Annotated in this window: 19 protein-coding genes; 7 read left to right on the top strand and 12 right to left on the bottom strand. The window is 54.8% G+C overall.

Annotated elements, in window-relative coordinates; genetic code table 11:
- The first annotated feature begins 150 nt into the window (after positions 1–150).
- Complete coding sequence (locus CJP46_RS27970) at positions 151–1,326, top strand: glycosyltransferase family protein (RefSeq protein WP_094598897.1); 1,176 nt, start codon at positions 151–153, stop codon at positions 1,324–1,326.
- Positions 1,327–1,404: 78 nt separating this feature from the next.
- Entirely contained in the window at positions 1,405–2,478 is a 1,074-nt protein-coding gene (locus tag CJP46_RS27965; RefSeq protein WP_094598896.1) for a glycosyltransferase WbsX family protein, read from the top strand.
- 95 nt (positions 2,479–2,573) lie between these two features.
- Here CJP46_RS27965 and CJP46_RS27960 read toward each other — a convergent pair whose 3' ends face one another.
- The 3 genes from CJP46_RS27960 to CJP46_RS27950 all read right to left on the bottom strand — a co-directional run bounded on the left by CJP46_RS27960 (position 2,574) and on the right by CJP46_RS27950 (position 4,619).
- Positions 2,574–2,882, bottom strand: a complete 309-nt coding sequence (locus CJP46_RS27960; RefSeq protein WP_094598895.1) for a hypothetical protein — start codon at positions 2,880–2,882, stop codon at positions 2,574–2,576.
- Positions 2,875–3,840, bottom strand: coding sequence for a Gfo/Idh/MocA family protein (locus CJP46_RS27955; protein ID WP_306431100.1), 966 nt, complete (start codon positions 3,838–3,840; stop codon positions 2,875–2,877). Before CJP46_RS27955 ends, CJP46_RS27960 begins: the two co-directional genes overlap by 8 nt.
- 92 nt (positions 3,841–3,932) lie before the next feature.
- Positions 3,933–4,619 (bottom strand): TerC family protein, encoded by a 687-nt coding sequence (locus CJP46_RS27950; RefSeq protein ID WP_094598894.1) that lies wholly within the window; start codon positions 4,617–4,619, stop codon positions 3,933–3,935.
- Positions 4,620–4,957: 338 nt separating this feature from the next.
- Here CJP46_RS27950 and CJP46_RS27945 point away from each other — a divergent pair, with 338 nt between their 5' ends.
- Positions 4,958–5,575: a TVP38/TMEM64 family protein gene (locus CJP46_RS27945; protein WP_256992555.1), complete on the top strand. Its 618-nt coding sequence runs from the start codon at positions 4,958–4,960 to the stop codon at positions 5,573–5,575.
- 84 nt (positions 5,576–5,659) lie between these two features.
- On the top strand, positions 5,660–6,625 hold the full coding sequence (gene msrB, locus CJP46_RS27940) for a peptide-methionine (R)-S-oxide reductase MsrB (protein ID WP_094598893.1): 966 nt from the start codon (positions 5,660–5,662) through the stop codon (positions 6,623–6,625).
- Positions 6,626–6,754: 129 nt separating this feature from the next.
- Here the strand turns inward: msrB and CJP46_RS27935 are convergent, their stop codons facing one another.
- Positions 6,755–7,549, bottom strand: a complete 795-nt coding sequence (locus CJP46_RS27935; RefSeq protein ID WP_256992554.1) for a lipid II flippase Amj family protein — start codon at positions 7,547–7,549, stop codon at positions 6,755–6,757.
- A gap of 126 nt (positions 7,550–7,675) precedes the next feature.
- On the opposite strand from CJP46_RS27935, the gene CJP46_RS27930 reads away from it, so the two are divergent.
- A complete protein-coding gene (locus CJP46_RS27930) occupies positions 7,676–8,140 on the top strand; it encodes a DUF2188 domain-containing protein (RefSeq protein WP_094598892.1) in 465 nt (154 codons plus the stop codon).
- Between the two features lie 140 nt (positions 8,141–8,280).
- Here CJP46_RS27930 and CJP46_RS27925 read toward each other — a convergent pair whose 3' ends face one another.
- Entirely contained in the window at positions 8,281–8,985 is a 705-nt protein-coding gene (locus tag CJP46_RS27925; RefSeq protein ID WP_094598891.1) for a YitT family protein, read from the bottom strand.
- A gap of 543 nt (positions 8,986–9,528) precedes the next feature.
- On the opposite strand from CJP46_RS27925, the gene hmpA reads away from it, so the two are divergent.
- Positions 9,529–10,731, top strand: coding sequence for an NO-inducible flavohemoprotein (gene hmpA / locus CJP46_RS27920; protein ID WP_094598890.1), 1,203 nt, complete (start codon positions 9,529–9,531; stop codon positions 10,729–10,731).
- Positions 10,732–10,904: 173 nt separating this feature from the next.
- Here the strand turns inward: hmpA and CJP46_RS27915 are convergent, their stop codons facing one another.
- A complete protein-coding gene (locus tag CJP46_RS27915) occupies positions 10,905–11,402 on the bottom strand; it encodes a Crp/Fnr family transcriptional regulator (protein ID WP_094598889.1) in 498 nt (165 codons plus the stop codon).
- 290 nt (positions 11,403–11,692) lie between these two features.
- Between CJP46_RS27915 and CJP46_RS27910 the strand changes: the two genes are divergently transcribed.
- Positions 11,693–12,076 carry a YhjD family protein gene (locus CJP46_RS27910; RefSeq protein WP_094598888.1) on the top strand — a complete coding sequence of 128 codons (384 nt, stop codon included), beginning with the start codon at positions 11,693–11,695 and terminating at the stop codon, positions 12,074–12,076.
- Between the two features lie 143 nt (positions 12,077–12,219).
- Here the strand turns inward: CJP46_RS27910 and CJP46_RS27905 are convergent, their stop codons facing one another.
- From CJP46_RS27905 to CJP46_RS27880, 6 genes are all read right to left on the bottom strand, one after another.
- A complete protein-coding gene (locus CJP46_RS27905; protein ID WP_094598887.1) occupies positions 12,220–13,134 on the bottom strand; it encodes a hypothetical protein in 915 nt (304 codons plus the stop codon).
- 16 nt (positions 13,135–13,150) lie between these two features.
- Positions 13,151–14,512, bottom strand: a complete 1,362-nt coding sequence (locus CJP46_RS27900) for a nucleotide sugar dehydrogenase (RefSeq protein ID WP_094598886.1) — start codon at positions 14,510–14,512, stop codon at positions 13,151–13,153.
- A gap of 69 nt (positions 14,513–14,581) precedes the next feature.
- Entirely contained in the window at positions 14,582–15,391 is an 810-nt protein-coding gene (locus CJP46_RS27895; protein WP_094598885.1) for a response regulator, read from the bottom strand.
- A gap of 51 nt (positions 15,392–15,442) precedes the next feature.
- Positions 15,443–16,810, bottom strand: coding sequence for a glycosyltransferase family 2 protein (locus CJP46_RS27890; protein WP_179281363.1), 1,368 nt, complete (start codon positions 16,808–16,810; stop codon positions 15,443–15,445).
- Between the two features lie 43 nt (positions 16,811–16,853).
- Positions 16,854–18,047 carry a HEAT repeat domain-containing protein gene (locus CJP46_RS27885; RefSeq protein WP_094598884.1) on the bottom strand — a complete coding sequence of 398 codons (1,194 nt, stop codon included), beginning with the start codon at positions 18,045–18,047 and terminating at the stop codon, positions 16,854–16,856.
- Between the two features lie 36 nt (positions 18,048–18,083).
- Positions 18,084–20,318 carry a hypothetical protein gene (locus CJP46_RS27880; RefSeq protein WP_179281359.1) on the bottom strand — a complete coding sequence of 745 codons (2,235 nt, stop codon included), beginning with the start codon at positions 20,316–20,318 and terminating at the stop codon, positions 18,084–18,086.
- Positions 20,319–20,367: the final 49 nt, after the last annotated feature.

Here is a 20,367-nt window from a genome sequence, read left to right as displayed (position 1 = left end):
CGGCGCGGAGAAGCGCCGGTTTTTTTGTACCTGCCGCAGCATCCGCCCTTTTTTCCCATTTCAGGTCAGTTGTCCAAGGCCATCGTTCATGATACAACCATACACTGATATGACCCAATACCAAGGCGATGAGGAGGGAAAACAAACGCCATGAATAAAAAAAGGAGCCACGCGCGGCCCCGCCGTACCCAGATCCGTTTGCATCCCGTCACCGAGAAGCACATCGCCAAAATGGTGGTTCGCGTGCTGAGAAAAAGCGGCGGAAGAACACGGAAGGAACCGTCTCCCCTTCCCGGTACGGTACCAAGTCTGCCAGGCTCCCCCGTTTCAGCCGAAACGATGACCGTCCCCTCCGAACAACCGGTCGCGGCGCCAAACTCTTTCGCCGTATCGGACGGAGGTCGCGAAGCTGCGGGCCCGGTGGATACCAAACAAATGAACGTGCTTGTGCGGTCGTTACTTTTAGAGGATAGCCATTGGCATACGGAACAGTCCATTCTTGACGGGCTCAGGCTGGTCACGAAGGTGGCGGCGCCCGTAAAGCACCTCTATAACCTGCCCGCAGGGCTGACTGGCATTCCGTTCGATCTCCTGCTTGTGCTGGGCAATCCCGATGCGAACTTTTTTGACGAATGGCAGGATCCGCCCCTGCCCGGATCTCCCGTAAAAGCCGTCTGGTTAGCGGATGCCGCCGCGCCTGCCGATCAGCTGTCTTCGATTGCGGATGCTTTCGACCTCGTATTCACGCAAAATATCAACCATATTCCTTTGTACCGTTATATGGGCTGCAGACATGTCTTTTATTTGCCGTTTGCCGCAGATCATTCCGTGTATCTCCCCAAAACCGTGAACAGCGCTTATCAATCCGACATTCTGTTCATCGGCAATGCGGATCCGCGGATCCGGGAAATGTTCGCTGAACTTGAACCACTGCTCTCGGATAAAAAGGTGTTTGCCATGGGTTTGGGATGGCAGCCCGAAGATGGCGTAACCTGCGTTAGACCGCTCGCGGATCTCCAGGATTATTATAACGGGGCCTCCGTGATTATTTATGCGCAGCCGGAACCGGGGCAGGTTTTGGCCATTGCCGCGTGCGGGGGCTTCCTCCTGGCGGAGAACGAACCCAACCTGTACGATTATATGCGGCCGGATGAAGATGTCGTCATTTTCCGCTCCGCCGGCGACCTGCAGGAGAAGCTCCAGTATTATATGGAACGGCCGGAGCTCATGAGATATGTGTCGACCAACGCTCTGTACGGCAGCAAATACCGTAATTCGTGCCTGCAAATGGTGCTGAAGCTGCTCCATCTCGCCGCCCGGCGCTAGGACTGTGCCGAACCCGGACACTCCCCCGCCGGGATCAGGAGAGAACCGCCGCCGAAGTTCTATGGGAGGTTAGTCAACTTGAAGCTTATCGCATTTTTACTGCCGCAGTTTCATCCGATACCTGAAAATGATTTGTGGTGGGGTGAGGGCTTTACAGAGTGGACAAATACCCGGAAGGCCGTCCCCTTGTACCCAGGGCACAAGCAGCCCAGCGAGCCTCTCGATCAGTACTACTACGATTTGACCGACCCCGCCGTGCGGTCATGGCAGGCGGACACGGCCCAATCCTACGGAATTTACGGCTTTTGTTATTACCACTACTGGTTCAAAGGAAAACGCCTGCTCGAAAAGCCTTTTAACGAGGTGCTGCGGCTGGGCGAACCCCGGATCCCGTTCTGCCTGTCCTGGGCCAACGAGCCGTGGACCCGGAGATGGGACGGCGGTGATCATCACCTGTTGATGCCGCAGGATTACGGGGATGAAAGCGACTGGGAAGAGCATTTTAACGCCCTGCTGGACGCCTTCCGGGATGAGAGATACATCCGCGTTCAGGACAAACCGATGTTTATCATCTATCGGCCTGGAAACATTCCCCGCTGCGAAGAGATGATCCGGTTGTGGAACGATTTGGCCCGGCGTAACGGGCTCAGCGGCATCTATTTCGTGCGGACGCTGGGCGGGTTTCCCCTCCCCAATCAGGCTGGCTTCGAAGCGAGCCTGGAATTCGAGCCGCACTATACGTTCGGGCATAGCCGTTCGCAGCAGATCTGGAGCTATGTCAATACGTACAGCGGCGACCCGCACATCGTCGTGGATTATGACCACATCTGGGAAAACATATTGAACCGCTCGCATCATCGTGCCGGGGAAACGATTTTCCCGGGCGCCTTCGTCAACTGGGATAACACGCCGCGCCGCGGGGCAAACGGGCAAAGCAGCATGGGAGCTTCCCCGCACAAGTTCGGCTGGTATTTGGCGAGACAAATTGAAAGGGCAAGCCGGCTGTACCGCAGCGAGTTTCTGTTCATCAACGCTTGGAACGAGTGGGCGGAAGGTGCTTACCTTGAACCGGACCAGCATCACGGCTTCCAATATTTGAATGCGGTGAAAAACGCGCTTGAAGCATCCGCGAGCAATACCGGCCGGCAGTGAATGCTCTCTCGCCTGATGAACAAAGAAGCCATGCCCGGGATATGGGGCATGGCTTTCTGACCTGCTTTAAAAAATTCGTTGCCGCAGTTAATCGCTTATTTTTTGGCTCTCGCCGCGATCGCTTCGGATACGACAAACGCCAAGTCCTCGTTGCCGAACATGGACAGTACGCCAAGCACGGTGTCGTCCGGAATCGGCCCGGCTTCCTCTTTGGGGACGGTCAGGTCCAGCACCCGCTGCAGGCGCTCGTTGACACCCTGCTGCGGGTAGGCCTGCCGGTATAGTTCCAAGGGGTCCAATCCGTGATTGAGACACCACTGCGCAAAAACAAGGATCATCATATCCTCATCCTGCCGGTAGCTTTCCACGATACCTTCTTCCAGCGATTTCTGCCGTTCATCCATTGTCAGTCCCCCCCTTCTGCTGTTCCGCCAGGCTCGATGCCAGCTCATGGCTGGTCATTACCCGCTCGGCGCGAATGGTGCAATCCTCCGGAGAAGAGAGATGCTCCAGAAAATGGTCCACCGCTCCGCTGAAGCCGCGCCTTTGCAGGATCGTGTCCCAGCTTCCGAATCCCGAAGTCTCGGGCGGCTCTCCACGCTCGCACAGAACCGCATGCTCCAGATTGACGATTTCTGCCGATCGGCCGCTTCCGTGCAGCTCCAGCTTCTCCAGATCCGCGCCGGCTTGGCGGATCATGCTGTACCTTGCCGTGCGGTCCCCGCCGAGGCCGAGCTCGCCGGATGTGTGCAGCAGCCGGCCTTGTTCATCCCCTTTTAGATGGTGATGAAGCAAATCGTAATCCGTTCCGCCCAGCCAGAGCAGCAGGTCCAGCATATGGATCAGATCATCGTAAATCGTGTCGCTGCTGCTTCCCTTCTGCTGGGTGGTCCGGTGCTTGGATGCAGCGGCCTGGACAAATCCGCCGGTCTCCTCGACCCAAGCCTTCGCCCGCATATACAAGGGGGCAAACCGGCGGTTAAAGCCTACCGCGAGCAGCAGCCCCTTCGATGAAGCCAGGGAAGCCAGCTCCCTGGACTTGGCGAGATCCGTGGTCAGCGGCTTGTCCACATAGACAGAAACCCCGTGTTCCAAACAGGCTCTGACCACGTCATAATGGGTTTCTGTCGGACTGTGGACAAAAACGGCATCCAGGTCCCATGACAGCAGTTTTTCCAGATCGGTCGTCCCCCGGGGAAACCGGTAAGTCTGCGTTACGCGCTGCACCGTAGCTTCGGAGCGGCTCATCACCCCGGCAACCTCCACCTTCTCGTGGTGGGCCAGCAGCGGAAGATATACCTTGTGGGCGATATCGCCCAATCCTGCCAGCGCAATCCTCCGCTTACGGTTCATCATATTCATGCCTAGGGTCCACCTTTCTCCAGTCAAACGAACCTTCCGGTCAAACCGGACAGATACCCATTATACCGCGTTTGTCCGGTAAAATTAAGCCGTTACAGCGACTCTACCGCAGTGTTTTCTTTTTGCTTTTTCTTTTTGGCGAGCAGTCCCAAAGCAACGACGGCGGCAATGACCACCACTTCAAAACCGTACTTCAGAAGCGGGCTGGCAAACCAGCCGTGAATCAGCGGCTCCTCCACCAGCATTTTGGATGCCGTCCAGGCCAGCACAGCTGCGCCGATCGTAATAATTACCGGGAAGCGCTCCGTCAGCTTCAGAATGAGCGTGCTGCCCCACACCATGATCGGCACCGATATCGCCAGACCGACAATGACGAGCAGGAAGTCTCCATGGGCCGCTCCGGCTACCGCCAGCACGTTATCGAGACCCATCATGGCATCGGCGATAATGATCGTACGGATAGCCGCCCACATCTGGTTACCTGCCGATATGTCGTGCTTTTTCTCGTCAATCATCAGCTTATACGCGATCCATATGAGTGCGATTCCCCCGACAAGACGCAGTCCCGGGATCAGCAGCAGCTGCACGACCAGCAGCGTGGCGATGACCCGGATGACGACGGCGCCCACGGTTCCCCAAATAATGACTTTTTTCTGGTCTTCTTTTTTGACGTTGCGTGCGGCGAGCCCGATCACAATGGCGTTATCACCGGCAAGAACCAGGTCAATGATGACGATGGACATAAGCGCTGCCCAAAATGCCATAGTAAACAATTCCATACGATTTCCACCTTTCTGTTTTTATGATGAAAAAATGATTAGTCGCCGCACTAAAAAAGCGCCCCTTACCTTCATCAGGTAAAACGGCGCTTTTTTGCCCATCAAAAAAGACCTTTACCTAATGAAAAATCAGGCAAAGGTCTCGCAAAACAACATTAATGTTGCCAATAAAGCCGGGGATACCGATCCCGTAATGACGACTTTATTGCATGAGCTACTCCCCTTTGGGAACTATTCACTTGTTGGGACCATTATAGCAAAACTCTGAGGCAATTACTATGATTTTTATTCATTAATTTTGGTATGATGGAGAGAATAGGCCAAGTGGAAAGGAAATCATGATGAAAAAATGGCTGCTCCCCCTCCTGTACATCCTTCTTCTCGTTTGGGCCTTCCTGTACCGGGACGCGATTATGGGGGCGCTGAGCGGGAACCCCCCCTTCCTCCTGCTGGTCGGAATTGCCGCTCTGGTTGCGCTGTTCCCCGTCGTCCCCTATAAGCTGGTCATCGCGGCGCTTGGCTATGCCTACGGTACCCTGTGGGCGGCGGTCGTCTCCTGGCTCGGAACGATGCTGGCGGCCACGATTTTGTACGGGCTCGTCCGCTACTTGTTTCGAGACCGGGGCAGGCAGTATCTGGAACGCATCAAGGCGCTGCAGACCTTTACCGCATTCATTGAAACGCATCCTTTTGTCAGTATCGCCGCCGCGCGAGTCATCCCGATCGTTCCACAGATGGCGGTTAATATATTCGCCGGGGCCGCCGCGCTTCCCTTTTGGAGCTACACCGCCGCTTCCGGGATCGGCAAAGTGCCGGGAATCCTGCTGTATGCCTACCTGGGCGGCAATCTTGCCGAACATCCGTGGATTTCCGCCGCCGCGGCCGCCGTTTATGTCCTGTTGCTCGGGCTGATCGCGGTGATGTACCGCCGCCTCTCCCGCACGGGACCGAAATAACCGGGTTTCTTGGTTCCCTTGCGCGGATGGATTATAATGAAGTTGTACCCTTTACTTACGATTTGAAAGAAACGGAGTGATATCATGAGCGACGTACAACCAGTTGAACATAAAGCCACTTTTGCGGGTGGATGCTTTTGGTGCATGGTAACCCCGTTTGAGGAGCTACCGGGCATTATCAGCGTCGTGTCCGGGTACACCGGCGGCGACAAGCCGAACCCGACCTATGAAGAGGTATGCTCTGAAACGACGGGGCATGTGGAAGCGGTGCAGATTACGTTCAATCCGGACATTTTTCCTTATGAAAAGCTGTTGGAGCTGTTCTGGCAGCAGATCGATCCGACCGATGCGGGCGGGCAGTTCTATGATCGCGGTTCCTCCTACCAGACCGCCATTTTCTATCACAGCGAGGAGCAGCGGGAGAAGGCCGAAGCGTCCAAGCAGGCGCTGGAGAGAAGCGGGCGTTTTGACAAGCCGATCGTTACGCCGATTCTGCCTGCCGGCCCGTTCTATGAAGCGGAAGAGTACCACCAGGATTATCATAAGAAAAACCAGGGACATTACAAACGGTATCGGAAAGGATCAGGCCGCGATGACTTCCTGGAGAAGCACTGGGCTCCCGAGAAAAACAAGGAAGAACTGAAGCAGCGCCTGACGCCGATTCAATACGAAGTCACCCAGAACAACGCCACGGAGCGGCCGTTCCAAAACGAGTTCTGGGATCATCACGGCGACGGCATTTATGTGGATATCGTGTCCGGCGAGCCGCTGTTCAGTTCCACGGACAAGTATGATTCCGACTGCGGCTGGCCGAGCTTTACCCGACCGATCCGGGACTACTCCATCAAGGAGAAAATGGACCTGAGCCATATGATGGTACGGACCGAAGTGCGCAGCAAAGGCTCGGACTCGCATCTGGGCCATGTATTCGACGACGGACCGGGACCCGATGGCCTTCGTTACTGCATCAACTCCGCGGCGCTCCGCTTTATTGCGAAGGAAGACCTGGATAAGGAAGGATATTCCGAATATAAAGTGCTGTTTGGATAAGCACGACAATGCCGTTCAGTGCGAGGGCAGCGTCCGGTAGGCGCTGTGGTTCATTTATACGAAAAAGAGGGTAAGGCCTGCTGCCTTACCCTCTTTTTTATTGCCGTTTTCATCTCCCACCGCGCAAGGTCAGCCGGAGATGAGCCAGCCGATCCAGAACGCGCAGGGCACGAGCAGCAGCTGGGCCGCGATGGTCCCGGCGCAGCGGGATACGAGCATCAGGCCGAGTACCTGGTTCATCCGTCCGAGACGCGACTCTCCCCGCAACGTCCGATCCGACAACAGGGCGATCCGCGGATCGACGAGCAGCGTCAGCAGAATCGTCGCCACCCCGTTGATCAGTCCGGATGAGGTCGATGCCGTCAGCCGGGAATCCGGCCACAGATAAGCGGCATACAGCGCGGACAGTACGCCGACGGTATAAATGGCCGTCACCGCCATATTGATCGCCATCAGGCGCCTGGGCATGCGCCCTTTAAACAGGCTGCGCAGCATCTGAAAATTCGGCAGCTTGACATACGCCGCCCCGTTCTTCCATTTTCGCCCGGCGGTCAGCTGCTTCACCATTTGGGGTATGGAACCGGCAGCCTCCAAATGAACGACCAGCCGCGAGCAAATCCGCACCACACTTGGAAACAGCAGCATGGCTGCGGCTGTACCGGCCGTCGCTGCGGCGATGATTAAATGCAGCCTGGATTCCAAATGAAAGGAGGCCGATGCCAGCGCCTTGTCCACCATGCTGCCGACCATCGGTCCCTGCGCCATGTTGGAAGTCCTCGACACGATCACAAGCAGCCCTGACAAGGACAGGGCGAGCGTAATCCTCCGGCTCCGCAGCCCGCCAAGCCGCAAAGCGTAAGAGAGGCTGTCCACGGTATGGATGATGCCCGTCAGGAGCAGTACCAGCAGCATCTGCACCACCACGATTCCTCACTCCTTTATTCTCAATATTTCCCATTATAATGCATATCGGGCGGATTACCATCGTTTGATTCGCGTGACGCCGGGTAATATAGGGGTAACCGAGAACTTGTTTAGGAGGGATTCACAATGCCGTGGAATAAGCATGATTATCCTGTGTCCATGAAAAATTTGGAGCCTCGTGTGCGGAATAAAGCAGTCGAAATCGCCAATGCCCTGCTTGAAGAAGGCTACGAAGAAGGGCGCGCCATTGCCATCGGCACCGCCCAGGCGGAAAAGTGGGATGAGGACCATCCGACCGGTGAAGGAGAGCATTCGAAGCATAGGTCTGCCCATTCGGATGACGAACGGGACGAGCACTCCGGCAAGTCTTCCCGATCCCACAGCGGCCGTGGCGGCGACGCCGATGTCCATGTCGTCACCCACGAGGACGGATGGGCGCTCAAGGTGGAAGGCAGAGACAAGCCGATGTCGACTTTTGCATCGAAAAAGGAAGCCTTGGATGAAGCGAAAGACTACGCCGCGAAACATGATGTCCATGCCATCGTTCACGGCAAAGACGGCAAAATCGAGAGTAATCAAAGTTATTCTTGATCCTGCCCAAAGATGGCACGAATCGAAGAGCAATCGAAGTTATTCCTGATCCGTCTCCGGGGGAAGGCTTCTTACGATGTCCCCCGCCCGGCCGCAAACAGCAAACCGCCTGATTCCCTTAGGAACCAGGCGGTTATCTATCAGTGGACACTCCGAACTTTGTGAACGGGTTTGGCTGCAGGCTGTTTCTGACCGGCGGTCATTGTAGGTGCGGCATCTCCCGCTGCGGGCGAGGTGCGATGCGCACGAAACGAGACCGTATAGGTAATCATTTTCCCTGCAATGCTTACGGCCAAAATCGTAAACAACGTTTCCTGCAAAGGCAGGTAGAACAGGGAAAGCAGCAGGACGGCCGCATCGAGCAGAATAAAAACGGTGCCGACTTTAAGGCCGGTCAAGCGGCTGATCAGCAGGGACACGATGTCATCGCCGCCCGTTGCTCCTCCGAACCGCAGGACCAGTCCGGTGGCAAAGCCGGACAAGACTCCGGACAGCAGCGCTGCCAGCAGCAGGTTGCCGCGAAGATCGATGACAAGCGCAGAGTAACGTTCCATCAGATCGTAAAAAACGGAAAACGAAACGGTCGCAACAAGCGTGTTCACAATAAATTTGCGTCCATTCAGCAGCAGCGCAACCAGGATCACCGGAATGTCCAGGATCAGCACGGTTACTGCCGGGTTAAATCCGAATACGTATTTGCCGAGCAGCGACAGGCCAACGAAGCCGCCCTCGGACAGATGATTCTGAAAATTAATGTGATAATACGTAAAAGCCAGCAAAAAAGTACCTAACATCATAATAGCGATTGGTCGAAGCGTTGAAATTACATGGTCTTTCTTCCTCATACAGGTTACCCCTCATCGTAGTTAGTTGGTCAGGGACGCGACTAACTTCCGCGGGAAGAAACCTGTAGGACCGAGTCCTTCGCATCTTAAGCTTCCTTCTTTCGCGAGAAGTTTGTCACAACCCAATATCCGGGCGCTTGTTCTCTACGATGGAAGCTAAGTGTAAGAGAGATCATAACGTTTCCAAATCGTCCTTTGGGGAATGTTCCTTCGGGGACACATGGTATCCTGATCCTTTCATTAGTTGATAACTTCTATACTTATTATACCACAGCTGCACTGCCTGCTAAACAGCTTGCTGCGGATAATGCATTAAAAAAGGCTCGTGTGCCGCAGGCGCTGTCGTTCAGATTTCAGGAATGACACCGTGATACCGTGACATATCCTATGCTCTTTTCGTTCGGATCATGTGTCAGGCTCGCAAATTCGAATTCACACAATGTCAATTATTTATGTGACTGAAATCACAATAAAGGGTGAACGGCTTTCCTATACTTAACTTATGAAATCGTTAAATATAAACGTTGAAAGAAGGAATCCTTTATGCTGAGCCAACAAACCATTGATACGATCAAATCGACCGTTCCGGTACTGGAAGTACACGGACAGTCCATTACATCCGTTTTTTATAACAGTCTCTTCAAGGATCATCCGGAGCTGCTGAACATATTCAACCATGCCAATCAGCGCCAAGGACGGCAGTCGGCCGCCCTGGCAGGTGCCGTCTATGCCGCCGCTGCCCATATCGATCACCTTGAGGATATCATTCCGGCCGTCAAGCAAATCGGGCAGAAACACCGGGCGCTGCAAATCAAGCCTGAACATTATCCAATCGTCGGACAATATTTGCTCGGCGCCATCAAGGAAGTGCTTGGCGATGCAGCCACGCCGGAAATCCTCGAAGCCTGGAAAGAGGCTTACGGCGTCATCGCTGACGCATTTATCAGCGTGGAAGCGGAAATGTACCAAGAAGCCGCAGACGCGCCAGGAGGCTGGTCAGGTTTCCGCCCATTCGTCGTGGAGCGAAGAGTGAAAGAAAGTGAAGTAATTACTTCCTTCTATTTAAAACCGCAGGACGGCGGAGCGATCGCCTCTTATTTGCCAGGACAATACATCACGGTCCGCGTCCAGCCTGAAGGCCAGCCGTATACGCAGATCCGCCACTACAGCTTGTCCGCCATGCCGGGCGGTTCTTCCTACCGGATTTCGGTGCGCCGCGAGGATGCCGCGCCAGGCAAACCGGCAGGCGTCGTCTCCAATTATTTGCATGAGCACGCACAAGAGGGCAGCGTTCTTGAAATCAGCGCACCGGCGGGCACGTTTACGCTGGATCAGAGCCAAGACATTCCTGTCGTCCTGATCAGCGGTGGAGTCGGCCTCACGCCGATGGTCAGCATGCTGGAGACGCTGCTGAAAGAACAGCCATCCCGTAAAGTGACTTATGTTCATGCCGCCGTGAACGGAAGCCATCATGCTATGAAGGAGCATATCACCGAGCTTGCCGCGACCCATCCGCAAATGTCCTCCTACCTCTGCTATGAGTCGCCGCTTGAGGGGGACAGCTGCCATAAAACCGGGTATATCGACACCGCTTGGCTGCAGCAGATCGTCGATACAAACGCCGATTTTTACTTCTGCGGCCCGGTACCGTTCATGCGCACGGTCTACGGCGCACTTAAAGAGCTGGGAATCCCTGCGGAGCGGATTCATTACGAGTTTTTCGGTCCGGCTGGTCAGCTCGACTAATTGATCTGGCCGGCGGGTTAACTCGGATGATAGGCCAATGCCTTCGCTGACCAATTAATTTGCTTAAAGTACAAAGGGGCTGCCCCTTCAGGTTCTCTGGACCTGGGGGCTGCCCCTTTTTCTCATTATCGGACGGTCTGACGGTTTGGCAGTTTTATACCCATTCCGCCGATTTAGTGTCCCCGCAGCAGCCGGTTGATCGTTTCCCTGCGCACTCCGATCAATTGGCCGATCTCCTCCTGGGTCAGCAGCTCGGTAAAGTGGATGCCGTGGGCGTAGCTGTTCAGCCAATCGGTCAGCAGCGCCAGCCGTTCCGCCGGGGTCCCAACCGTAAGGTGATCGATCCGCTGCTGCATAAAGCGCACTTTCTCCTGCAGCAGAAGGGCGATTTCGAGCGCTTTTTCCGGATGCTCGCGCAGCTCGCGATACCACTCCTCCGCCGGAATTTTTTCGACCTCGCCGCGCATCAGCGCCGTTGCCGTTCCGTGAATGTCCTTCGGGGTGATCAAGGAATGGTGAGGCACCGTTTCCCCCGGATAAAGCACGTTAAATAGCACGCTGTTCCCATTTTTGTGAAGCCTCGTTACCTTGAACAAGCCGCTCTTGATATGGTACAGAAATTCCCCGCTGTCCCCCTGTCTGAATAATATTTCTCCTTTGTTCAAAAACATGTTTCTTTCCTCCAACCCAAAGTTCCGCTATTCCATCTTCTGTTTGTTCAGTGCCGTTTTCACCCAACATAACTTAGGCGTCTTCGCATAATAAAATTCCGCCGGCTGCGGTGTCTCTTATGAGTACGTCGATAGACGTTTCTCTTTGTATTATACCAAAATCGTCCGTTCAGGCCGAAGTCCTGCACGCTTCCATAAATTCGTTATTGCCTTCCCGAATACTTTTGCCTTAACATGAGTATAATTAGAACATATGTTCCTATACTGTCTGCAAGGAAGTGCCATGCCTCATGAAAGCATCCCTCTCTCCTCCGGTCCCCTCGGAAGAAGACAGCCGTCTGGTCAAAGCCTATCTGCTGCACGTGGTTTTGCTGGATGCGCTGGAGCAGGACGTCCGCCTGATGGGCACCGTCCCGCTGAAGATGTCAAAGCTGTATATCCAGGCCTTGTCATCCATCCAGGACCAGGTCATGGTGAACTTGACGTCGATCCGCCGCGAGATGAAGGCCAGCGGCATTCGGGTCTACGAGGAGACCCGGACCGTCAAGGGCATTGAGGCGTCATACCTGTGCCGCGGATACCAGCGGCGGTTCGCCATGCTCTGGACGTACGTACAGGCGGAATCGGGCCTGGTCCTCAGCCGTTATCTCGGCATCCGGCTGCCGGATGCCTGACAGCAAATCCCCCGCAGCGCGGGGCTTTTGCTTCGATGCGCATTCATCTGCTAAGCGCGAACCCCGGAAGCTATAAATTTCATCCAAGCGAAAAAAGGCGTGCGAATGGTTCCCCACTTCGCACGCCTGATTTAATATTCAACTTACTGATCGGACTTCTCGGGCTTCTGGTCCGAGGCCGCCGAAGCGACTTTGTCCTGCCAGATTTCATAATGGTGTACCGCCAGGCCGGCAAAGGAAGGATGGCTGTCGCCCAGACTGTTCACAGACTTCATCTCTTCCTCCATCACGGGCACGGCCTTGCCAAAAAACGTGATGTGCGAGCCTTCTTCGGTGTCGCCCAGCTCCATGCCGATCCATACCGATTTACCGAGCTGGTCCGCTTCATCCAACTGCTCGCGGGCCAAATCGTAAATCTTCCGTCCACTGTCCCGGTACGACATGACGGCGACGGCATCAAACTGGCTGATCATCCACCGGCTCAGGTTCCCGCTGCCGTCCGCAGCTTGAACGTTGCCCAACCAGAAGGGAACGGCCGCACTCATGTACAGGCCATTCTCCTTGCCCTGGTCTACCCATTTCTCCACATTGCTGCTCCATTCGCGGACTACGCCGTCCTGATCCCTCTCCCAGCGTCTTAACTGATAGGGCTCCACATCCAGCTGGATGCCGGCAAATTTCTCGCTTGGGGCTGCCTTGGCATTATAGTCAACCACCCACTGCAGAAATTGATCCGCCTGCCTGCGCTGGCGCTCATAGGCCCAATCAGGCTGCCCGTCCAGCGCGTGCACGGCAATGCCTTCCTCATAGGCTGCCGCAATAAAGCGGCGGTAGTCCTCATCGCTTACTTTTTTCTGAACCTGAAGGAAGATCGTGCCTACGTTTTGCTCCCTGCAGAATGCTATAATTTTGCCGGGATCCTTGATCAGTTCGGTATCCCACAGCCAGGTCGCTTTTTGATCTTCCATAGTTGACGATTTTAGCAGGAGAGGCAGGAGCAGCAAGCCGCAGATGACTAGGATCGCCGGGATTTTCGCTTTTTTGAGCAGCTCTCCCAAACCATCCCCTCCTTTATTATACGATTAAGGCCACATCCGGCTCTTCCACGTGCTGCACCGAATGTCCGATTTTATAAATATGAGGCAGGTTGTAGTTTTTGAACGCATTGCGCGTATCGATGATCGGCACGCCCATCGCAGCGATTTCACCGTAGTCGAGTCCGCTGTGGTTGGTGATCAGCACCATGCAGTCGTATTTTTTAAACTGCGCCGAATCGTAGGCTACGCTGTGAACGGTCTCGCCGTTTTTGTCGCGGAAGTTGACAGCGTACGGATCGTAGTATTCCACGTTCGCGCCGTTCTCTTTGAAAAGCTCGTAGACTTCAAGCCCCGGAGATTCACGCAGGTCGCTGATGTCCGGCTTGTAAGCCATGCCGAGGATGAGAATCGACGATTTCTTGATGGACTTCGCGTATTCGTTCAGAATCGTCGACGTCTTGCCGATGACGTAATATGGCATGTTGTCGTTGGTCGACTGTGCCAACTCGATAAACTTGCTGTAGAAGCGGAAGCCTTTCGCTTTCCACGACAGGTACATCGGATCGAGCGGAATGCAGTGTCCGCCGATGCCAGGACCCGGATAGAACGGCATGAAGCCGAACGGCTTGGTCGCCGCCGCGTCGATGACCTCCCAAATGTCGATGCCCATGCGGTCGCACATCATGGCCATTTCGTTGATAAAGGCGATGTTTACGCTGCGGAACGTGTTTTCCAGCAGTTTGGACATTTCGGCAACTTTCGGCGAAGTGACAGGCACCACAGTCTGCACATACTGGGAGTATAGCGCCGTTCCCAGCTCCAGGCACGCCTCGGTCGTACCGCCGATGACTTTTGGCGTATTGAAGGTATTAAAACGCACATTGGAAGGGTCAACCCGCTCTGGAGAAAAGCAGAGGAAGAAGTCCTCGCCCACCTTGTAGCCAAGCGCTTCGATTTCCGTCTGGATGAGCTCTTCGGTCGTCCCCGGGTAAGTGGTGCTTTCCAGGGTAATCAGCATGCCTTTTTTCATGTGCAGCTTGATTTGATCCACGACGCTCGTAATGTAGGACGTATCCGGATCCTGGTTCTCGCTGAGCGGCGTCGGCACGCAAATGCTAAGCGCGTCGATGACAGCAATCATACTGTAGTCCGTCGTCGGCTTGAAGCGTCCGCTCGCCACGACCGCGGCCAGATCTTCCGAAGAGATGTCGGTAATATAGGATTCGCCTTGATAGATTTTATCGATTTTCCCAGGATCCACGTCGACGCCGATAACGGTAAAGCCCTGCTTGACCATTTCTACGGCCAGCGGAAGTCCTACGTATCCTAATCCTACTACGCCCAGTACGGCTTTTTTGTTTTTAATGCCTTCCAATAATTGCTGATATTCGTGATTCACAAGCACTCAACCTCCATTAGATGTAAGTTTTGGTCTGCTGCTAAGTAACGCTCAAGAAAAGCGGATGATTTAGTGAAAGCAACGATGTATACGGGCATCCAGCTCTACCGGAGAGAAAGGCTTGGTCACATAGTCATCTACTCCGTGTTTAAAGCACTGGCTGATTGTCTGCTCTACACGCTGTTCGGTCAGCACGACGATTTTCGGCGTGTTGTCGACCGGCAGCTGCTGAATTTGGTGAATGAACGGCAGTCCGTCAATCCCGTAAAGGTTGAGCTCCGTCAGCACCAGATCCGGCTCCCATTTCTCGATGAGCTCTAGGGCGGACGTGCCGTCATGGGCGGCCAGCGTCTCGTACCCCTGCATTTTCAGTCGAATTTCGAGAAACTCGCGGACGGTAGCGTCATTGTCGACGATCAGAATTCTTCCGGCCTCTTCCGCGGCCTCCTCTTTCGTAAATATATGGATATCGGACGATGTGCTGAGCTTCGTGGACTCAGCCATCTGTTTGAGAACGCCAGGTGTAGGTTCGACCTGTCCCGGGAATACGGCCAGCGTAATCCGCGGGTCAGCATCCTTCACCGTCTCCTGCAGCTGCTGCTTCAGCAGCAGCGCCTGGTAATGGGCCGCATCCAGCGTAAGACCCGGCAGCAGAATCGCCAGCGTCCGGGTTTGCGCATCCTTCAGCACCTCATAGTCGTCGAGCCCGGAACCATGCTGCAAAATCTCCCGAACCCGTTCTTCCAGCTGCGGAGGGTTCGCATTGCTGTACAGGAACATCATTCCGCAGATGTCCAGCGACGTTTCCTTCAAACGCTCTCCCAGATGGTGGTACACATCGGTCGTCTGTTCTCTCTGTAAAGTTACGGTTTGCGGCATAATCCACTCCCACCTCTCTCAAATGGTATAAATCTTTCGAATCGGGGCCCATCAGGCGGTTTTGCTTTCTTCGCTCCAGCTCTGCCGGGTCATCGTTCCCCAGGAGTTATTGTTCTGGAGATACTGGATATGTCCTTGGACGCGCCACAGCACGCCGAGCTGATGGTATCCGAAAAACTTCAGCGCGGAGAACAGCAGCATTTTCCAAAGGTCGGACAATTTCTTGTATCGCCGGAAGGCAATTTCCTCCAGGATGATGGCACCAACACTGAGCAGATAGCCGCTCAGGAAATTCAGCAGAAAGAAAGTCAACAGAATGCGCCAGTGAGTCATGTCCAGCAGCGTATATCCTACCAGAGCCAATAGGCCCGTGATTCTAAAATAAGGGTTTAACGTTTCAAACAGGACGTTGTAAGGCATCGTGATCATACCCATGACCTTGTACTTCGGATTGAACAGCATTCCGCGGTTCTCGATCATGTTCTTCAGATTCCCCCGCCCCCAGCGCTTACGCTGGTTGGAGATGATCTTGTAAGTATCCGGTGCCTGCGTCCAGCAGACCGCTTCGGGGCAAAAGGCCACCTTGTACGGAATTTTATGGCTGAGCATATACCGGTGAAGCTTGATGATGATGTTCATGTCTTCTCCCGGATAACCGCCGCGGTAACCGCCGACGGCAATGACATAGTCCTTGCGGAACAGTCCGAATGCGCCCGAGACGATGATCAGACCGTTCATTTGGCTCCAGCCGATCCGTCCGCCCAGGAAGGCTTTCATATACTCGATGGACTGGAACATCGGCCAGATCTTCCGCGGCAGCGATACTTTTTGCACCGCGCCGTTCTCGATCAGACAGCCGTTGGCAATGCGCACGTCGCCGCCGATCGCCACCATTTCCTCCGGGTTCTCCATGTACATGCGGGCCATGCGGATCAGGGCGTCCTTCTCCAGCAGCGAGTCCGCGTCGATGGAAGAGATCAGCGGATAGTGCGATAGGTTGATGCCGGCATTCAGCGAGTCGGCTTTGCCGCCGTTTTCCTTATCTATTACAAACAGAGAGGGATAATCGGGATTATGGTAAACACCGCGCACTTCCTGCGTGTCGATCGTCCCCCGGAACTCCGGATTCGTCATTTTTTTCAGCCGGAATTCCTTGATGAGCACATCCACCGTATTGTCGTTGGATCCGTCGTTAATGACGATGACCTCATAGGTCGGATAGTTGAGCGTCAGCAAGCAGTTGACGTTCTCGCTGATGGTCAGTTCCTCATTGAAGGCCGGCACCAGCAGCGATACCGGCGGCACCAGCTCCGAACCGGACAGCGTATTGTAATTGGAATATTTGGACCTTCGGGAGATTGTCCCGATGTTGCGGTACGATAAAGCCATAATGGTAAAGTACAAAACGTTGACGATCATAACGTAATACACGGCCACCATGCCGTAATACAAAAGTATGTCTCTAAGCAGAGTAATCCCCTCCTACTGCGGCTACCCCGCCAACCCGTTTGGTCGGCTGCTTCACGCCGAAATACCGGTCGTACAAAAGCCGTTTTTTGTTGTAAGCCACCATTTGTTCGATCGCACTGTGCTCGCGCTCTTTTTCCATCACCAGCTCGATCCGGTGCAGCGCAGCCTCGCGCTGGATGCCGGCGCCGGTCAGCGCAGCCTGGCATAGTGCCTCAAAGCCGGCTTCTCCCAGCTGTGCCAAGCTCTCGGCGCTGTTATAGCGCACCTTCCAGCTGGAATCGCGGAGCGCATCGGTCAGCAGCGGAATGCTGCCTGCGGCGTGCAGCTGGCCGAGCGCTTTGGCCGCTTCGGCCCGAACCTCCCAGCTGCGGTCGCTCATAAGCTGGGCGATCGTATCGTCCTTGAGCGCCGGATTCGTGGTGAGGTACAGCTTGACCGCTTCGGCGCGGACATCCTTCTCTTCCGCACCGACCAAGCGTCCCAGAACCGGCATGACTTCCGGCACGGCTTGCCCCCACATGGCCACCAATCCCACCTTGACCAGCGCGGAATCGGAGTCGTTCAGCAGCTTCAGCAGAATCGCACTCGAATCCAGGCCCGTCTCCAGCATAATGTCCGCCGCCAGGTTATGGATCGGCTTGCCATGGGACAAGAGGGTACGCAGCATGTGGAGCAGATCCTCGCTGCTATCCGCCGCTTTTGCAATAGAGCGGGCAAGAACGATCGACAGCGAGCTGTATTTGCGTTTTTGCAGAGTGTTCTGCAGCAGCGGCACCGCCTCTGGCGCGCGCATGCCTCCCAAGTGGTAGGCTGCCTCCAGCCTCCGGCCGTACCGGATGCTGCGGAGAGCTTTCAGGTCCTCCTCCACAAAGCCAGCCTCCCGGCACAGCTCGATCAGCTTGAGGCGGTAGTCCCCTTTAAACTGCTCGATCCACTCGATGAATTTATCCTGAATCACTCTCTTCTCAAGCTTCTTCAGCTTGCCGGGCGGAAGCCTCAATTCGACATCATCCTGCAGATGGGCCTGAACATACACAAAGTAGTCATGGTGCTTCTTCGCATACGTTTCACGGTTCCGCAGTTCCCGGTTATGCGATATTTTCATCTGGAACAACATCAGGATCCCAAGGGCAATCAAGCCGAGGCATACGTAGATGAAAATATAGGCAACGGTTAAATGAAACATGTTAGCAGGTTCCTCCTTTTTAGAAAGTTAATTCTCCTACTCCTTTTTCTCTTTAGGGCCAGACATTTTCGTATAAGCATCCTTCATGATGTAATAGCTCTGCTTCAGTTGTTCGCTGTACTGCACCGTGTCCCACTGCTTCCAGGTATAAAGCGGCAGGCTCTGCACATTCAGCGTCTTCTGGTCTCCTCCAGGCCAGGACACGCCGCTTCCGTCACGCTGGACGATCCACGGAATAAGCCGAATCCCGTCGGTTGTGGTCGTGCCGAAGGACTTCCGTTCCTTTAGCGGACCGTAGTCGATGACTTGTAAGGAGCTCGGATCCGAAAAGCCCAGCAGCATCCACGGAATTCGCATCTCTATCGAATCACCGCTGTACTGCCAAGAAGTCAGCGAGTCGAACGTCTCCTTGCTGCGGTCCGTCGTCCCCCTCTTCAGCGTGCCTATCGTCTTGTCGACGAACGGATGCGAGTAGCGCGTATCCGGCGGATTCATGAGCAGGCTGATTGCCAGCTTCCACGGATGGAACGGCGACGTGTTTTTGGCCTCGGCTTCGGGCAGCATCCAATAGCCCTCTTTGCCGTACAGCCGCTGGTGAAAATCATAATCCGCCGCGATTTCCACCTGGGACTCGTCGTCCTTGCCGATTTCGATCAGCGCCTCGGGCGCTCCGCCCTCCAGCTTCCTGCCGGGAAGCTGCGTCGCGGACGGCTGGTTGCCGCCAGTGATCGTGTCGGCGCCGATGTAAAGCTTCGACTTCGCCGGATCAAATGGATGATCGAGCTTCAAGCCGATGTACAGATAGCCCTCATCATGCGTAATTTTCATATCCTGGACACCCGGAATTTTGCCCTGCCAGTGCTGTACTTCCCCTTCCGGGAGCCTGTCCCAGTCGGTGAGATTGCCGTCAATCGTAATCAGCTTCTCTTTGCCCGGCAGCATGCTGAGCAGGCCGAACATCTTTTCATTGGTCAGGACGTTGATCCAAGAGGCCCTCCTGTCTTCGGGAAGCTCCATCGGCATTGTGTTCCAAGTCTTCTTGAACCATTCGTCCTGCCACATGAACAGGATGGCGCCAGAGTAGCCTTCGTCGTAAATGTCCTTGGTCAGGGAAGCATCGATCTCTCCCTGCTCCTTCTCGTTGTGACCGCCCTGGTCGCGCCCACCGGCGCCAAAATGAGACACGCCGACAGAGGAAGGAACACCGTACTCTGTGACCATCAGCGGCATGTCCTTATACTTGGCCTTTAGCTGATGGAGATAAGCTTTGTAGGTATTATAGTTCCCTTGGTCGTCCTTGACCGTCTGAAGCGTCGAATCCGTCCGGAAAAAGTCCGGATAATACGGATAGGCGTGATAGGCGGCGAAATAACCGCCCTTCCAGCCTGTAGGCTGAACATGCCGGGCATCAACGCTGACCATGTCTTCCTCAAACAGCGGTTCGCCAGGGTGGCTGAGCACATCGGTCGTGACCCAGTTGGTGAAAGTCACGGGATGCTCCCAACCGTAATGCTCCTCCTGCTCGGCCGTATAGTCAAGTAAGCTGGCCAGCCAGTTTTCGAACGGAGCCGCGTCCTCCGTGCCCGAAAAATATTTGCCCTGATAGGCTTTCACGTCGCTGTGCACCTTGTTCGTATTTTTGACCATGCCTGGATCCCATTCGGTTCCAAGATGCCATCCCATCAGGTACTTGCCGGCATTCGCTTTGTACACCCCGCTGGCCGAGCCCTGCTTCTGCGGAATCGTGACGTCGCCATATACCGCGGCCACCGCATTCTTGATTTCCTCTTTGAACTGCTTCGTAATATCCTCCGAATAGGCGTCCTGCTGCTCAATCAGCTGCTCTTCGGGCGACCAGATCCCCTGCATAAAATACAGAGGGTCGTCCCCCTTGTCTTTGTTGTACTTGACGAGAGCCTGATAGAACACGGGCTGATGAATCGTATAGACCCGTATGACGTTGGCGCCCATGTCGTCAATCTCTTTAAACCAGCGCAGATAATCCTCCTCGGTCGCCGGAAGTTCTCCCGGAAAATGTCCCGGTACCGTGGCGCCTAGGTTAACGCCTTTAACGAATATTTCTTTCCATGTCCCGTCCTTCTCGTACTTCAGGAAACGGTCCCCCTGGGTTTTAAACGTGAATCTTGTACCATCCTGATCCTTGTAGGCCGCGGCCGTCGGGTTCTTAAACATCAGTCCCGCCGCCCCGCCTCCGGCTATGAGAACCGCAGCCGCCGTGATCCAAATGAATAGTGTTTTACGTCTGATCATCGCCTCTTCGTTCCCACCTCGTTTTCGATTTCTGCCTCATCGGTCCGGG

Origin of the sequence: Paenibacillus sp. XY044, assembly GCF_002257645.1 — a bacterium.
GTDB lineage: Bacteria > Bacillota > Bacilli > Paenibacillales > Paenibacillaceae > Paenibacillus_AQ.
This window is presented reverse-complemented; position numbering and strand designations above follow the sequence as displayed.

Excerpts from the sequence above, each read along its gene's own strand:
- CJP46_RS27930 (WP_094598892.1), top strand. The coding sequence starts at position 7,676 with ATGCCGTGGAATAAGCATGATTATCCTGTGTCCATGAAAAATTTGGAG.
- CJP46_RS27955 (WP_306431100.1), bottom strand. The coding sequence starts at position 3,840 with ATGAATATGATGAACCGTAAGCGGAGGATTGCGCTGGCAGGATTGGGC.
- CJP46_RS27885 (WP_094598884.1), bottom strand. The coding sequence starts at position 18,047 with ATGTTTCATTTAACCGTTGCCTATATTTTCATCTACGTATGCCTCGGC.
- CJP46_RS27925 (WP_094598891.1), bottom strand. The coding sequence starts at position 8,985 with ATGAGGAAGAAAGACCATGTAATTTCAACGCTTCGACCAATCGCTATT.
- CJP46_RS27910 (WP_094598888.1), top strand. The coding sequence starts at position 11,693 with ATGAAAGCATCCCTCTCTCCTCCGGTCCCCTCGGAAGAAGACAGCCGT.
- CJP46_RS27915 (WP_094598889.1), bottom strand. The coding sequence starts at position 11,402 with ATGTTTTTGAACAAAGGAGAAATATTATTCAGACAGGGGGACAGCGGG.
- msrB (WP_094598893.1), top strand. The coding sequence starts at position 5,660 with ATGAGCGACGTACAACCAGTTGAACATAAAGCCACTTTTGCGGGTGGA.
- CJP46_RS27970 (WP_094598897.1), top strand. The coding sequence starts at position 151 with ATGAATAAAAAAAGGAGCCACGCGCGGCCCCGCCGTACCCAGATCCGT.
- CJP46_RS27895 (WP_094598885.1), bottom strand. The coding sequence starts at position 15,391 with ATGCCGCAAACCGTAACTTTACAGAGAGAACAGACGACCGATGTGTAC.
- CJP46_RS27950 (WP_094598894.1), bottom strand. The coding sequence starts at position 4,619 with ATGGAATTGTTTACTATGGCATTTTGGGCAGCGCTTATGTCCATCGTC.
- CJP46_RS27960 (WP_094598895.1), bottom strand. The coding sequence starts at position 2,882 with ATGGATGAACGGCAGAAATCGCTGGAAGAAGGTATCGTGGAAAGCTAC.
- CJP46_RS27880 (WP_179281359.1), bottom strand. The coding sequence starts at position 20,318 with ATGATCAGACGTAAAACACTATTCATTTGGATCACGGCGGCTGCGGTT.
- CJP46_RS27890 (WP_179281363.1), bottom strand. The coding sequence starts at position 16,810 with ATGATCGTCAACGTTTTGTACTTTACCATTATGGCTTTATCGTACCGC.
- hmpA (WP_094598890.1), top strand. The coding sequence starts at position 9,529 with ATGCTGAGCCAACAAACCATTGATACGATCAAATCGACCGTTCCGGTA.
- CJP46_RS27945 (WP_256992555.1), top strand. The coding sequence starts at position 4,958 with ATGATGAAAAAATGGCTGCTCCCCCTCCTGTACATCCTTCTTCTCGTT.